Source organism: Thauera sp. 63 (genome assembly GCF_000310165.2).
Taxonomy (GTDB): Bacteria; Pseudomonadota; Gammaproteobacteria; order Burkholderiales; family Rhodocyclaceae; genus Thauera; species Thauera humireducens.
This window is the reverse complement of record NZ_AMXC01000006.1, coordinates 111,322-124,789: the sequence shown is the minus strand read 5'-3', so window position 1 is coordinate 124,789 and position 13,468 is coordinate 111,322. Positions and strand designations below refer to the sequence as shown.

The following is a 13,468-nucleotide window of genomic DNA, read 5'->3' as shown; positions in this document are numbered from 1 at the left end:
TCGTCGATCAGCCCAGCCGCGGCGGCCGGCGATCCGCCCACGGCGCGGCCTTCTCCAGTTGCGCGGCCAGCGCGATCAGGCGCGCCTCGCCGCCGTAGGGCGCGGCGAACTGCACGCCGATCGGCAATCCTTCCGCGCTCCAGTGCAGCGGCACCGACATCGCCGGCAGCCCGGTCATGTTGAACATCGAGGTGAAGGCCGAGGCCTGAACCGCATTGCGTGCGAACGCCTCGAAGGGCTGGTCGAGCGAGAGCGCCCCCAGCTTCGGCGGCAAGGCCGCGGTGGTCGGCGACAGGATGATGTCGTAGCGCGCGAACAGTTCGTCCAGCACGCGGCCGCCGCGATCGAACACGCTGCGCGCCTTGAGGATCTGCTCGGCAGTGTAGGACTTGGCCTTCTGCAGGCTCTGCCAGTCGATCGGCTCGAATTCATCCTCGCGCGCCTCGCGGCCGATCGCCTTCTCGCGCTCGCGCACGGTGTAGAGCATGCCGCTGGCGGTGACGACGCCCATGCTGCCCGCCATCTCCAGGAAGGGCAGCGCCGATAGGTCGATCGGCTCGACGTGGTGGCCCAGGCCGGCGCACAGGGTGGCGGCCTTGCTGGACGCTGCCAGGCATTCCGCATGCACGCCGGCGCCGAACAGGTTGGTCTGGAACAGGCCGATCTTCAGCCCGCGCGGCGCCTGCTCCAGCGCCGCAAGCAGGTCGCTGGTCGGCGGCAAGGTGCGCGCACCCGCCTCCGCGCCCTGGCTGAGCTGCATCAGCAGCGCGGTGTCGCGCACGCTGCGGCTGATCACGTTGTGCGCCGACAGGCCGAGCCAGCCTTCGAGCGATTTCGGCCCCATCGGGATCAATCCGCGGCTCGGCTTGAGGCCGAACAGGCCGCAGTGCGAAGCCGGAATACGGATCGAGCCGCCGCCATCGCTGGCATGCGCCACCGGCAGCACGCCGGCAGCCACCGCCGCCGAGGCGCCGCCCGACGAACCGCCGGAACTGCGTTCGAGATCCCACGGGTTGCGGGTGGCGCCGAACAGGCGCGACTCGGTGGTGCCGGTCTGGCCGAACTCGGGCGAGGCGAGCTTGGCGAAGATGTTGAGGCCCGCCGCCTGGTAGCGCTGCACCAGGGTGGAGTCGTGATCGGCGACGGCGTCCTTGAAGAAGGCGCAGCCGTTGGTGGTCACCGTGCCCTTGAGCGCGATGCCGAGGTCCTTCAGCGCGAACGGCACGCCGGACAGTACCGGACGCGCCTCGCGCTCGGCCTGAGCGGCGCCGTCGAGCGCGCGCGCCGCCTCGCGCGCCATGTCGAAGTGCGGCACGGTGACGGCATTGATCGCCGCATAGGCCTCGGCGCGGGCGATCGCCGCCTCGAGCACCTCGCTCGGCTTGACGTCGCCGCGGCGGATGCGCAGCGCGATCTCGGTCGCGTCCCACTGCTCGTAGTCGGGCAGCGGCAGGGCCGTGGCGGCCGCAGCCGCAGCAGTACCCGGCATCGCCCCACCCAGCCCGACTGCCGCCGCGCCACCGAGCGCCGCACCCGTCTTCAGGAAATCACGACGCCCCTGCGCCACCGCCCGCTCGCTCATCTCAAGTCCCCCAGACCTTCTGCGCAGGCACGGCCTGCTTCATCAGCTCATCGACGTTGGCGCCGGCTTCCAGCGGCGTCAGGCGCGCGCCCTTGTCCTTCTGCGGGCCGGTGCGCCAGCCGTCGCACACCGAGATGCGCCCGCCCTGGCTCTCGAACACCTGACCGGTGACGTGCGAGGACAGCTCGCTGCCCAGCCACACCACCAGCGGGGCCACGTTCTCGGCCGCCCAGGCGTCGAAGCCGGTCTCGGGCGCCTTGACCACGTCGGGCATCGCGCTCTCGGTCATCGAGGTGCGCGCGGCCGGAGCCAGCGCATTGGCGGTCACACCGTAGCGCGCCAGCTCGGCGGCCTGCACCAGGGTCAGCGCGGCAATGCCGCCCTTGGCCGCGGAATAGTTCGACTGCCCGACCGAGCCCTGCAGGCCGGCGCCGGAGCTGGTGTTGATGATGCGCGCGGCGATCCTGTTGCCGGCCTTGGCCTGGTCGCGCCAGCGCTTGCCGAGGATGTTGGCGAGGCAGAAGTGACCCTTCAGGTGCACCCGCATGACCTGGTCCCAGTCGTCTTCCGACAGGCTGATGAACATCCGGTCGCGCAGGATGCCGGCGTTGTTCACGACCACGTGCACCTCGCCGAAGGCCGCCACGGCGGCATCGACGATCTGCTGCGCGGTCTCGATGCGGGTGATGTCGTCGGCGTTGGCGATCGCCTTGCCGCCCGCCGCCGCGATCTCGGCCACGACGGCGTCGGCCGCTTCCTTGCGGATGTCGTTGACCACCACGTTGGCACCCTCGGCCGCGAAGGCGAGCGCATAGGCGCGGCCCAGGCCGCCGCCGGCGCCGGTGATGATGACGGTGCGTCCTTCACAAATTCCCATGTCGATCCCTTCTCTTACAGCTTTTCAATGATGGTGACGTTGGCCTGGCCACCGCCTTCGCACATGGTCTGCAGGCCGAAACGGCCGCCGCTGCGCTCGAGTTCGTGCAGCAGCGTGGTCATCAGGCGCGCGCCGGTGGCACCGAGCGGATGGCCGAGCGCGATCGCGCCGCCGTTGGGGTTCATGCGCGCAGGGTCGTAGTCCAGCTCCTTCTGCCAGGCCATGACCACCGAGGCGAAGGCCTCGTTGATCTCGACCACATCGATGTCGCTCATGCGCATGCCGGTCTTGTTGAGCGCGGCGCGGGTGGCGGGAATCGGCGCGGTGAGGTGCCAGATCGGGTCGTCGCCCATCACCGACAGGTGATGGATGCGCGCGCGCGGCGTCAGGTTGTAGCGCTTGAGCGCGGCTTCGGACACCACCAGCAGCGCGGCCGAAGCGTCGCAGGTCTGGCTCGACACCGCCGCGGTGATCGACGGGTACTCAGGCCCGACCGGCTCCAGCTCGGCCATCTTCTCGAGCGTGCTGACACGCGGCGTCTCGTCCTTCGTCACGCCTTCGAGGCCGACGATCTCACGCTCGAAGCGGCCCTCGGCGATGGCGGCGAGCGCCCGGCGGTGGCTCTCGAGCGCATAGACCTCCATGTCGCGGCGGCTGAGATTCCAGTGGTCGGCAATGCGCTGGGCCGAATAGAACTGGTTCACCGGCTGGTCGCCGAAGCGCGCCTTCCAGCCCTTGCTGCCCGAGAACGGGTCGGGAAAGCCGAGCGGCTGGCCGGCGAGCATGGCGGACGAGATCGGGATCTGCGTCATCGTCTGCACGCCGCCGACCGCGACCACGTCCTGCGTGCCGCTCATCACCGCCTGCGCGGCGAAGTGCACCGCCTGCTGCGAGGAGCCGCACTGGCGATCCACCGTGGTGCCGGGCACGTTCAGCGGCAGGCCGGCGGCCAGCCACGCGGTACGTGCGATGTCGCCCGCCTGCGAGCCGATGGTGTCGACGCAGCCGAAGATCACGTCATCGTATTCGTCGGCGGGAATGGCGTTGCGCTCGACGAGCGCCTTGAGGACATGCGCGCCGAGGTCGATCGCATGCACGTGGGACAGACCGCCCTTGCGCTTGCCGGTGGGGCTGCGCAGGGCATCGACGATATAGGCTTCAGCCATCTTCATTCCTCGAAAGTGTGGCCGGGGCCGAGCGCGGCGCCGTCGGCCAGGATCGCGTCGGCGACGCGGGCCTTGTGGTAGCCGCGGTCACCCCAGGCGGCATCCAGCGCCCAGGCGCGCTTCATGAACATCTGCAGATCGACTTCCCAGGTGTAGCCCATCGCGCCATGCACCTGGATGCCGTGGCGCGCGGCCAGCCAGGCGGCCTCGCCGCAGGCGAGCTTGGCGTGCGAGACGCGGGCGTCGGCTCCGGCCTCGCCCTTCGCCAGCGCATAGGCGGCGCGATACAGCACAGGCTTGGCAAACTCGATCTGGGTCGCCACGTCGGCGAGATGGTGCTTCACGGCCTGGAAACTGCCGATCGGCTTGCCGAACTGCTTGCGCTGGGCGACGTAGTCGACCGACAGGTCGAGCATGCGCTGCGCCAGGCCAAGCAGCTGACCGGCCGTGGACAACGCGCCACGGTTGAGCGTCTGGGCCCACAGCGTGCGGCCGTCGTCGCCGCCGGCAAGCCGCGTGGCGGCCGATGGCGTCCAGCGCACGCCGGCAAGGCGGCGCGACAGATCGATGCTGGGATTGGGCTCGATCTCGACCTGGCCGCGCGGCACCGCGTGCACCTCGTCGCCGTGGGCGAGCAGCAGCAGGTCAGCCGGATTGGCATCGGCCACCAGCGGATTGACCGGATGGCCGACGGCGATGCGGATGCTGCCCTCGGCGATGCGGGCGAGCCAGTCCTCGCGCGCCGCGGTGCCGGCCGGCAGCGCCGTGATGAGTCCGGCAGCCACGTAGGCCGCGTCCGCAAGCGAATCCGGGATGGCGTAGTAGCCCAGTTCCTGGGTCATCAGCGCCCAGGCGACATCGTCCATGCCCAGGCCGCCGCAGTCCTCGGGTACCGACAGCGCGGTCAGGCCCTGCTCGGCGATGTTCTTGCGCAGCTCGGGCGAGCGCCCGGTGTCGGTTTCCCAGATCTCGCGCAGCATCTCGGGCGCGGCTTCGGTCATCAGGAAGCGGCTCACCGCCTCGCGGAAGGTGAGCTGGTCGTCGGTAAAGGTGAAGTCCATGGCCGGCCCCTCTTACTTCGGCAGGCCGAGCATGCGCTCGGCGATGATGTTGCGCTGGATCTCGTTGGTACCGGCGTAGATCGGTCCGGCCTGCGCGAACAGGAAGCCGTCCAGCCAGCGCGCGGCCTCGACCGCCGCCGGCGCGTCGCCGGTCAGTTCGGCAAGCGGGCCGAGGATGCGCATCGCGGTTTCGTGCATCTTCAGGTCCAGCTCCGACCAGTAGATCTTGTTGGTGCTGGCCTCGGCGCCGATGCGGGCGCCTTTCGCCAGACGGCCAACGGTGTGATAGGCAGCGAGCGCGTAAGCCTCGGTGCCGGTCCAGGCCTCGATGACCGCGTCGCGGATGCTGGGATCGCGGTCGGCGACCGCGCGGTTCGCCTTGTACAGCTCGACCAGGCGGCGTGCGGTGTACTGGAAGCGCGCCGGCGAGCGCAGCAGCAGGCCGCGCTCGAAACCGGCGGTGGCCATCGCCACGTGCCAGCCCTGGCCCTCGTCGCCGATCCGGTTTTCCACCGGCACCTTGACGTCGTCGAAGAAGATCTCGGCGAAGGCCTGCTTGCCGTTGAGCGCCTGGATCGGGCGGATAGTCACGCCCTCCGCATCGAGCGGCACCGCCAGGTAGGACAGGCCGTGATGGCGGCTGGAAGCCGGATCGCTGCGGAACAGGCCGAACAGCAGGTCGGCAAAGCTCGCCCGCGTCGACCAGGTCTTCTGGCCATTGACCACGTAATGCGTGCCGTCGGCGGACAGGATGGCCTTGCTGGTGATCGCCGCCATGTCGGAGCCGGCGTTGGGCTCGGACCAGCCCTGCGCCCACATGTCCTCGCTGGAGGCCATGCGCGGCAGGAAACGCGCCTTCTGTTCCTCGGTGCCGAACTCGATCAGCGTGGGGCCGAGCAGGAGCTGGCCGTTCTGGTTCACCCGCATCGGGGCGCCGGCGCCGTAGTACTCCTCCTCGAAGATCAGCCATTCGATGAGGTCGCAGCCACGGCCGCCCAGGGCTTCGGGCCAGATCACCATCGACAGGCGCGCGTCGAACAGCTTGCGCTCCCATTCGCGGTGCTGCTCGAAGCCCTCGCGGGTGTCGTAGCTGGCCAGGGGCTCGCGCGGCAGGTTGGCCGCGAGCCAGTCGCGCACTTCCTGGCGGAAGGCTTTCTGCCGGGGGGTATAGGCGAGATCCATGGGGTCCTCTCAGAACTTGGCTTCGCGTTTCTCGACAAAGGCGCGGCGAGTTTCCGCCGAATCCGGGCTGGTGTAGGCCTGCAGCGTGAAGCCCTGCTCCCAGCGGTACTTGTCTTCCAGGTTGCCGTCCTCGATGCCGTTCAGCGCCTCCTTGGCGATGCGGATCATGGCCGGGCTCTTGGCGGCAATCTTGCGGGCGATCTCGAACGCAGCCTCGCGCAGTTCGGCCTTGGGCACGATGCGCTCGATGAAGCCGTAGCGCTCGGCTTCTCGGGCGCCGATCTTCTCACCGGTGAAGAACAGGTAGCGCACCTTCTGCACCGGGAACAGGCGCTGCAGGTGGGCGCCGCCGCCCATCGCGCCGCGATCAACCTCGGGCAGCGCGAAGGTGGCGCAATCGGCGGCGAGGACGATGTCGGCCGCACCAGTGATGCCGATGCCGCCGCCGAGCACGAAGCCGTGCACCGCGACGATGACCGGCACCGGGTTGCGATGCACCGCCTTGAAGGTGGCGTAGTTGCCGCCGTTGACGGCGACGATGCGCTCGGGATGGGCGTCGAGTTCCTTGATGTCCACGCCGGCGCAGAAGCCGCGCCCTTCGGCGCGCATCACGATCACGCGTACCTCGGGGTCGTGGCCGAGTTCGTCGATGCGATGCGCCAGCGCGTACCACTCGCTGCTGTCGAGCGCGTTGACCGGGGGCTTGTTGATGACCAGTTCGGCGATGCCGTTGTCGATCGTTGTCTGGAATGCCTGGCTCACGTTATGGGGCTCCGTGGGATCTTGTCGTTTGTGTGGTTCGGGCAGCGCGCTCAGGCGACCGCCACGGTCTCTTTGCAGGGTTCGGTGCAGGCCGCATCGCCCAGGCGTGAATACAGCGCGGCGAGGCAGGCCTCGGCCTCCGCCGCAATGCCGTGGATGACCTCTTCGCAGCTTTCGAGCTTGCCGATTGCCGCCGCCACCTGGCCGCTGGGCAGGATGCCCTCGTCGGGGTAGCCCTCGACCATCGAGCGCTGCAGCAGCACCGGCTGGTTGGCCGACATCACCGTCTGCGACACCGCGCCCGGGTCTTCCTTCACCGCCTGGCGGAACACGCCGAGCATGTGGCCGAAGCTCATGCCGGTCTGCTGCTTCCACTGCCAGGCGCTCCTGAGCGCGATCATCAGGCGGCCCAGCGGGCTCGCAGCCTCGAGCCTGTTGATAAAGGGGTTCTCGATCATGCGGTGGCGCATGCCGTCGACCGCCAGCGTCACCCGAACCTTCTGCGGGTCGTCGACCTTGACGTAGCGGTCGAGCGTGGCCGGCGGCGTCGGCGAATCGGTGGTCATCAGGAAGCGCGTGCCCATCGCAATGCCGGCCGCACCGGCGGCCAGCGCCGCGGCCAGGCCGCGCCCGGTGGAATAGCCGCCGGCCGCGATCACCGGTACCTTCACCGCCGCCAGCACCTGCGGCAGCAGGATGGTCGTAGGCACGCCGCCGGTGTGGCCGCCGCCCTCGCCGCCCTGGATGGTGATCATGTCGGCGCCCAGTTCGACCGCCTTGATCGCGTGCTTCAACGCACCCACGGTGGGAATGCACAGCACGCCGGCTTCCTTGAAGCGGGCGATGGTCTTCTTGTCCGGCCCGCGGCCGTAGCTCACGGCACGCAGCTTGTACTGGATCGCCAGGTCGACGCACTGCGCGGCGTTCTCCTGGAACATGTGGAAGTTGAGGCCGAAGTTGCTGCCACCGGTGGCGGCGATGACCTTCTGGATCTCGCCCTCGATCTTGTCGGCGTCGATGGTGGCGCCGGCCAGGAAGCCGAAGCCGCCCGCCTTGGTGGTGGCGATCACCAGGTTGGCATCCGCCACCCAGCCCATCGCGGTCTGGATGATGGGGTAGCGGCAACCGAGGCGCTCGGTGAGCGGCGTGCGCAGCAGCGCGGAGAAATCGGGATTCATGGCGGAGTGACTCATGCCTTGCGCTCGCCGGCGGCCTGCTTGTTGGCGCTGGCCATGGCTTTCGCGTCATAGCCACCGAGCTTGTCGCCCGACAGCAGTTCGTTGTGGGTGTGGGCGAAGTGATGCCAGGCGAACACCGCATCCATCGCGGTGCGCTTGCCCTGCAGGTCCTCGACGTGGTTGATCGCCTGCTTGGTCAGCGCCAGGCCCATGCGCGGCTGTTTTGCGATGCGCGCGGCGAGCGCGTAGGTCTCGGCCTCGAGCTGTTCGCGTGCCACCACCCGGTTGACCATGCCCATCTGGTACGCGCGCTCGGCCCCCATGCGGTCGCCGGTCATGAGGAATTCCTTGGCGATGCGCGGGTTGAGCTCGTAGGGGTGGGCGAAGTACTCCACGCCCGGGATGCCCATGCGCACGACCGGGTCCTGGAAGAAGGCGTCGTCGCTGGCGACGATCAGGTCGCACACCCAGGCCAGCATCAGCCCGCCGGCGACGCAGGCGCCCTGCACCATGGCGACGGTCGGCTTGGGCAGGTCGCGCCAGCGCCGGCACATGTTCAGGTACACCTCCTGCTCGCGCACGTAGAGGTACTCGCCGCCCGGCTTGTTGGTGTGGTCCCACCACAGGTGCACGCGGTCGAAGGGCTTGTTGATGTCGCGCCCCGGCGTACCGATGTCGTGGCCGGCGGAAAAATGCTTGCCGTCGCCGCGCAGCACGATGACCTTCACGGCGTCGTCATCCACCGCACGGCGGAAGGCGGCGTCCAGCGCATAGGTCATCTGCGAGTTCTGCGCGTTGTTGAACTCGGTACGGCTCATCGTCACCGTGGCGATGCCGTCGGCCACGGCGTAGTGCACCGGGCTGTCGGTCTCGTACACCGCGTTGTCGGGGCGGGTGACGAAGTTCTGGTCGGGGGCGCTCATCTCTGCTTCTTCCTTTGCGGCCTCAGGCTGCAGTGCGGATGCCGGGCGGGTTGCCCTTGATCTGCGCGCCACGCAGGTCGTGCGGATCGAGGCGGCGGATGATCTCCAGCTGCGCCGCCGTCGGGTGCGGGGTTTCGCCCAGCTCCGGCGCCTTCAGCAGCGGGAAGCCGGTCTTCTCCTGCACCTCGTCGAAGCTGACGCCCGGGTGCAGCGAGCGCACGCGGATGGCGCGCTCCGGACCTTCGAAGTCGAGCACGCAGAGGTCGGTGACGATGCGGCGGATGTCCATGAAGTCCTGCTTCATGCCGGGTTCCCAGCGCGCCGGGTTGAAGCCGACGCCCGACACCATGTCCACCTCGCCTTCGACGAACACGCGCTTGCTGTGGTTGGGCACGAAGAAGGAGTTTATGTGGTTGATGCTGTTGCCCGGCAGGCCGCGCACGCCGAGGATGGCGGCCTTGGGCTTCCTGTAGTCGCCCACCACCGACAGGTTGGTCTGGCCGAAGCGGTCGATCTGGGTCGGGCCGATCATGGCGTGACGGCGGCCGCCCCACACGCACTCGAACACGCGTTCGAAGGACATGTAGCCGGAGTACTTCGGCACGTAGTCGCCGCGCGGGCCGAGCGGAATCGGCTCCTCGACCAGGAAGCATTCGCTGTCGGTCATCAGCAGCTCGGGGGCGTAGGTGAGCTTGGCCAGGCTGGCGCCCAGGCGCGGGATCACTCCGATGCCCGAGGCCAGCACCTCGCCGTCGCCGCGCCAGGCTTCCGAGGCCGCGACGATCATCAGCTCGGCCAGGGTGAATTCAGTGTTGTTGCTCATGCCGCTCGCGCTCCTCAAAACACCGGCAGGGGCAGCTTGCCCATGCGCTCGATGCCGCCGTTCTTGTCCTGGTAGGCGGCCTCGCCCGGGGTGACGAACTCGTCCATGTAGGCCTGCCAGCCGCCCTCTTCCGCCGCGCTGGCGACATAGCGCTTGAAGTGGCTCATGTCCCAGCCGTACTCGGGCGCGCAGGTGGTCGGGTGGGCGCCGCAGGGCGCGTGCACCACGCCCTTCACCAGGTAGCGCTCGAAGGTGTTGAGGCGGGCCTGGTCGGGGGTGAGCGCCAGGCGCTCCTCGACACGCTCGGCCGACACGTAGCAGGCGTCCGCCGCACGCGCGACGAGGTGGTCGAAATACGGGTCGCCGCCCTGGATCAGGGTGTTGCCGAGCTGGTCGGCGACGTTGACGTGCACCAGCGCCACATCGAGCTTGAGCGCCGGGATCGCCAGCAGCACCTCGCCGTCGTCATACGGCGACTGGATGGTCTTGAGCTCGGGGTTGAGCTTGGTGACATCGGTGGCTAGACCGCAGCGCGTGGGCAGGAAGGGCACGCGCATGCCGGCGGCACGCAGGCCCCACTGCCACATGCCTTCGTCGAGCTCGAGCAGTTCGAGCTTGCCCGCCTCGCGCACCTTGCGGTACCAGGGCTCGAGCGGAATGGCATCCAGCGTGGCGAAGCCGAAGATCAGCTTCTTCACCTTGCCGGCGGCGCACAGCATGCCCACGTCCGGGCCGCCGTAGGACACCACGGTGAGGTCCTTCACGTCCGAGCGCAGGATCTCGCGCACGATCGCCATCGGCTTGCGCCGCGGGCCCCAGCCACCGAAACCGATGGTCATGCCATCGCGCAATTGGGCGACGACATCGGCCGTCGTCATCAGTTTGTTCATGGATTCTTTCCTGTTGCCGGCCGCGCTCAGGCGGCCTGTTCCTGCTGACCCACGCCGAAGTCGTGGCCCCAGATGCTGACGCGGGTGAATTCGAAGGCGTTGTGGCGCTCCCAGTCGCACTGCAGCCCACCGTAGCCGTACTCGAGGTCGAAGCCCGAGGGGGTCTTCATGTAGAAGGAGATCATGCGGTCGTTGAGGTGCTGGCCCAGGGTGGCCGACAGCGGCACCTTGTGCGCGATGCGGCGGTCGTGGGCGCGGCCGACCTCGGTCATCGAGTCGACCTCGACCATCACATGCACGCAGCCGCTCGGCACCGGGTACTCGGCGATCGCCAGGCTGTGGTGGCGGGCGTTGTTGCAGTGCAGGAAGTGGATGCGCACCGGCGGCGCCGACGGATCGGGACGGAAGTTGAAGATGTCCGACAGGCCGAAGCCGAGCACGTCGCGGAAGAAGGCCGCGGTGGCGTCGAAGTTGGGCGCCGGCATCACGGTGTGGCCCAGGCCCATGTCACCGGTGAGGAAGCGCGGCACGCCCTGCGGCGACACGAAGGGCTGGCAGTCCGACAGATGGCCCCAGCACAGCTCGTGGCGGTTGCCCGAGGGGTCGGTCACCACCGCGACCGCCTGCATGCCGCGCTGGGCGACGGTGGCGGCATCGGCGAGCTCGTAGCCCACGCCCTTGGCGTCGAGTTCGGCGAGCGCAGCCTTGAAGGCGCCCTCGCCCGCCAGCTCCCAGCCGGATGCGACGTAGCGGCGCTCGGCGCCCTGCACCACCAGGATGCGGAAGGGGCGCTCGTCCATCTTGATGTACAGACCGCCGCCAGGCGCGGTCGAGGTCATCATGCCGAGCACCTCCTCGGCGTAATGCTTCCATTCGGCGAGGTCGTCGATCTGCGCGACGAAGTAGGCCAAACCGCGGATGTCGATCATTGCTGCCCCCAAAGATTGGTCGGATACGTGGGAGCATTGTGCGAACAGGCGGCCGCGCGATCATCGTCCGTTGAGACTACGCATCATCCACGGTGAACCGGGCGGTTGCGGCCAGGGTCCGACATGCGCCCGAACGAGGGCACCGTGGCACCAGCTCATGCGGCACGGTGGGGAAACGGCCAGACGGAATGAAGCGCGAACCTCAGATGCGCAATCCACCGAGGCGATCGATGAAGCGCGCAAACGGGATCATCAGATGGCGGATCTTCCACTCGAAGCGCCCGGGCGATGCAACGCTCACGGGCGTCTGCACGGGCAGGAGGAGATCCTGATGACGCTCATCGGCGAGCGCGTGAGCGAGATTCATGCCCAGCATCGGGCCGATCACATTGCCGCCGGCACCGAAGTTCAACAGCGCGAACACGCCGTCGGCCGCCCTGTAAAGACGGGGACTGCCAGCCTGATAGGCGGGCGCGGAGTTGGCTGTTATTCCAGTCCAGTATGCTTCGAGCCCGATAGCGTGGTCGCGCGTCTCGGGCCAGGTGCGATTTAGGTATCGCAGCAGGTAGCCGAAATAGCGCCCGGCCTCGTTCGCCCGCCCCGGCGCAGGAATGGTCGCGCTGACGAGCCGGTTCATTCCATCAAGAACAAGCGGGAAGAGGCCCAGCGGATATTGCGACATGACCACCCGCGCGGGGTCGATCACATCGAGCAACGATCTGGGAAGCGGCGTGGTGGCGACGCCGCAGGCCAGCAGCGGATATTGGGTGTCGGCCAGCTCGGGAAAGAACGCGTTGCCAGCATGGCCGTTTGTGCATAGCACCACGTTCGAAGCCGTGACGCCTCCGTGCGGCGTGCGAACGCACCAGCGACGACCGACCGGCGTGCAGCTTTCCACCGGGGAGTCGCCGAACACCAGCGCCCCGGACCTTGCTGCCGCATCGACCATGCCATTGGTGAAACGATGCGGATTGACGCGCCCGCCCTCACGCCAATGCACCCCGAAACTGTAGCGATCGGTACCGAGCAATTCGCGCAGGCGGCCGTGATCCACAACATCGACGTCATAGCCCAGCCCACGCCAGTAGCGAACATTCTTCGTCATCGAGGCATATTCGCGATACGCGGCCCCGACCATGCCGCAAGGTGCCGCATCCGCGTCGATGCCATGCCGCTCGCACAGATCGAAAACGATGTTTCGATGCTGCACGAAGTAATCCAGCAAGCGCTCTCCCCGATCGGGCCACGACGCACGATCGACGAGCTTGCCGAGATAGGGCAGGACCTGCCCGGCATTGCGGCCCGAAGCGCCATCGCCCGGCTGTCGCGCCTCGATCAGTGCGACACGTACGCCGCGCTCGGCAAGATGCAGTGCCACCGAGGCGCCGACCACGCCGGCGCCGACCACGGCGACATCGACATCGATATCCGACTTCAGCGCCGGCCAGGCGCGAACATCGCCCGCAACCCATCCGCTGTGCACAATCGGAACTGCGCCGGCCTCGTACGCATCGTCGTCCGGGCGTCTAATCATTCCCGCAATCCCCACGGATAGAGACGCGCGTTGCTGATTGCCTGTTGCAGCCACAGCGCCGCGACGATCCACACGGCGACAGGCACGTGCCGACCATTGAGCAGGAAATGCAGGCCGTGCCCCAGGAGAAATACGACCGCCACGCCCTTGTAGCAGGCAAGGAACAACAGCAAGCCGAGATGCGACCGCGGTGCGCGCATCCCACCGATGCTCGCTAGCCCGACGCCCATGATCACGCTTCCGTAAAGGATCGCGGGATAGGGTGCAGCACCCAGGTCGATGCCAAGCAAGCCCCAGAACCAGACAGGCCAGCACACCATGACGAAGCCCAGTGCAAGGGCACTCGGCACGCTGACTCGAAAGGCTCTTCGGACCTTCTCTTCGTCGTAGCCGTTCTCAAGACGTGCCGTCATGGTATTTCCTGGTTGCAGTGATCGCAGGAGGTGACGATGCCAGCACGAGGCTCCTTGGCCATCATCCATTAAGACGATGGCCCCCCCCTTCTTGCATGCCTGATGAAGAAAAGCCGCCAACCCTTGCGGGAGGCGGCCAGACGAGGGA

13 protein-coding genes are annotated in these 13,468 nt (G+C 68.1%); all 13 read right to left on the bottom strand.

The genetic code is table 11. The features are described from left to right. Positions 1–7 precede the first annotated feature (7 nt). Positions 8–1,582 carry an amidase gene (locus C664_RS07760; RefSeq protein ID WP_004256805.1) on the bottom strand — a complete coding sequence of 525 codons (1,575 nt, stop codon included), beginning with the start codon at positions 1,580–1,582 and terminating at the stop codon, positions 8–10. Between the two features lies 1 nt (position 1,583). Continuing rightward, positions 1,584–2,459, bottom strand: coding sequence for an SDR family oxidoreductase (locus C664_RS07755; RefSeq protein WP_004256801.1), 876 nt, complete (start codon positions 2,457–2,459; stop codon positions 1,584–1,586). Positions 2,460–2,473: 14 nt separating this feature from the next. Further along, positions 2,474–3,625, bottom strand: a complete 1,152-nt coding sequence (locus C664_RS07750; RefSeq protein ID WP_004256797.1) for an acetyl-CoA C-acetyltransferase — start codon at positions 3,623–3,625, stop codon at positions 2,474–2,476. 2 nt (positions 3,626–3,627) lie between these two features. Next, a complete protein-coding gene (locus C664_RS07745; protein WP_004256793.1) occupies positions 3,628–4,686 on the bottom strand; it encodes an acyl-CoA dehydrogenase family protein in 1,059 nt (352 codons plus the stop codon). Positions 4,687–4,698: 12 nt separating this feature from the next. Then, positions 4,699–5,868 (bottom strand): acyl-CoA dehydrogenase family protein, encoded by a 1,170-nt coding sequence (locus C664_RS07740; RefSeq protein ID WP_004256790.1) that lies wholly within the window; start codon positions 5,866–5,868, stop codon positions 4,699–4,701. Positions 5,869–5,877: 9 nt separating this feature from the next. Next, positions 5,878–6,630, bottom strand: a complete 753-nt coding sequence (locus C664_RS07735) for an enoyl-CoA hydratase family protein (protein ID WP_004256788.1) — start codon at positions 6,628–6,630, stop codon at positions 5,878–5,880. A gap of 50 nt (positions 6,631–6,680) precedes the next feature. Further along, complete coding sequence (locus tag C664_RS07730) at positions 6,681–7,823, bottom strand: NAD(P)H-dependent flavin oxidoreductase (RefSeq protein WP_038011234.1); 1,143 nt, start codon at positions 7,821–7,823, stop codon at positions 6,681–6,683. After that, a complete protein-coding gene (locus tag C664_RS07725) occupies positions 7,820–8,731 on the bottom strand; it encodes an enoyl-CoA hydratase (RefSeq protein WP_004256783.1) in 912 nt (303 codons plus the stop codon). Before C664_RS07725 ends, C664_RS07730 begins: the two co-directional genes overlap by 4 nt. Positions 8,732–8,753: 22 nt before the next feature. Beyond that, positions 8,754–9,554: a CoA-transferase subunit beta gene (locus tag C664_RS07720; protein WP_004256781.1), complete on the bottom strand. Its 801-nt coding sequence runs from the start codon at positions 9,552–9,554 to the stop codon at positions 8,754–8,756. A gap of 14 nt (positions 9,555–9,568) precedes the next feature. After that, the gene (locus tag C664_RS07715) at positions 9,569–10,444 is read right to left on the bottom strand and encodes a CoA transferase subunit A (RefSeq protein WP_004256779.1); all 876 of its coding nucleotides are present in this window, start codon (positions 10,442–10,444) and stop codon (positions 9,569–9,571) included. 26 nt (positions 10,445–10,470) lie between these two features. Beyond that, positions 10,471–11,373 (bottom strand): VOC family protein, encoded by a 903-nt coding sequence (locus C664_RS07710; RefSeq protein ID WP_004256778.1) that lies wholly within the window; start codon positions 11,371–11,373, stop codon positions 10,471–10,473. Positions 11,374–11,575: 202 nt separating this feature from the next. Continuing rightward, complete coding sequence (locus C664_RS07705; RefSeq protein ID WP_004256775.1) at positions 11,576–12,907, bottom strand: NAD(P)/FAD-dependent oxidoreductase; 1,332 nt, start codon at positions 12,905–12,907, stop codon at positions 11,576–11,578. After that, a complete protein-coding gene (locus C664_RS07700; protein ID WP_004256773.1) occupies positions 12,904–13,320 on the bottom strand; it encodes a hypothetical protein in 417 nt (138 codons plus the stop codon). The genes C664_RS07705 and C664_RS07700 overlap by 4 nt, the downstream gene beginning before the upstream one ends. Positions 13,321–13,468 lie beyond the last annotated feature (148 nt).

What these genes read in the sequence shown, in the direction of transcription:
- C664_RS07755 (WP_004256801.1), bottom strand. Translation starts at nt 2,459, where the DNA reads ATGGGAATTTGTGAAGGACGCACCGTCATCATCACCGGCGCCGGCGGC.
- C664_RS07720 (WP_004256781.1), bottom strand. Translation starts at nt 9,554, where the DNA reads ATGAGCAACAACACTGAATTCACCCTGGCCGAGCTGATGATCGTCGCG.
- C664_RS07750 (WP_004256797.1), bottom strand. Translation starts at nt 3,625, where the DNA reads ATGGCTGAAGCCTATATCGTCGATGCCCTGCGCAGCCCCACCGGCAAG.
- C664_RS07725 (WP_004256783.1), bottom strand. Translation starts at nt 8,731, where the DNA reads ATGAGCGCCCCCGACCAGAACTTCGTCACCCGCCCCGACAACGCGGTG.
- C664_RS07760 (WP_004256805.1), bottom strand. Translation starts at nt 1,582, where the DNA reads ATGAGCGAGCGGGCGGTGGCGCAGGGGCGTCGTGATTTCCTGAAGACG.
- C664_RS07700 (WP_004256773.1), bottom strand. Translation starts at nt 13,320, where the DNA reads ATGACGGCACGTCTTGAGAACGGCTACGACGAAGAGAAGGTCCGAAGA.
- C664_RS07705 (WP_004256775.1), bottom strand. Translation starts at nt 12,907, where the DNA reads ATGATTAGACGCCCGGACGACGATGCGTACGAGGCCGGCGCAGTTCCG.
- C664_RS07715 (WP_004256779.1), bottom strand. Translation starts at nt 10,444, where the DNA reads ATGAACAAACTGATGACGACGGCCGATGTCGTCGCCCAATTGCGCGAT.
- C664_RS07740 (WP_004256790.1), bottom strand. Translation starts at nt 5,868, where the DNA reads ATGGATCTCGCCTATACCCCCCGGCAGAAAGCCTTCCGCCAGGAAGTG.
- C664_RS07745 (WP_004256793.1), bottom strand. Translation starts at nt 4,686, where the DNA reads ATGGACTTCACCTTTACCGACGACCAGCTCACCTTCCGCGAGGCGGTG.
- C664_RS07710 (WP_004256778.1), bottom strand. Translation starts at nt 11,373, where the DNA reads ATGATCGACATCCGCGGTTTGGCCTACTTCGTCGCGCAGATCGACGAC.
- C664_RS07730 (WP_038011234.1), bottom strand. Translation starts at nt 7,823, where the DNA reads ATGAGTCACTCCGCCATGAATCCCGATTTCTCCGCGCTGCTGCGCACG.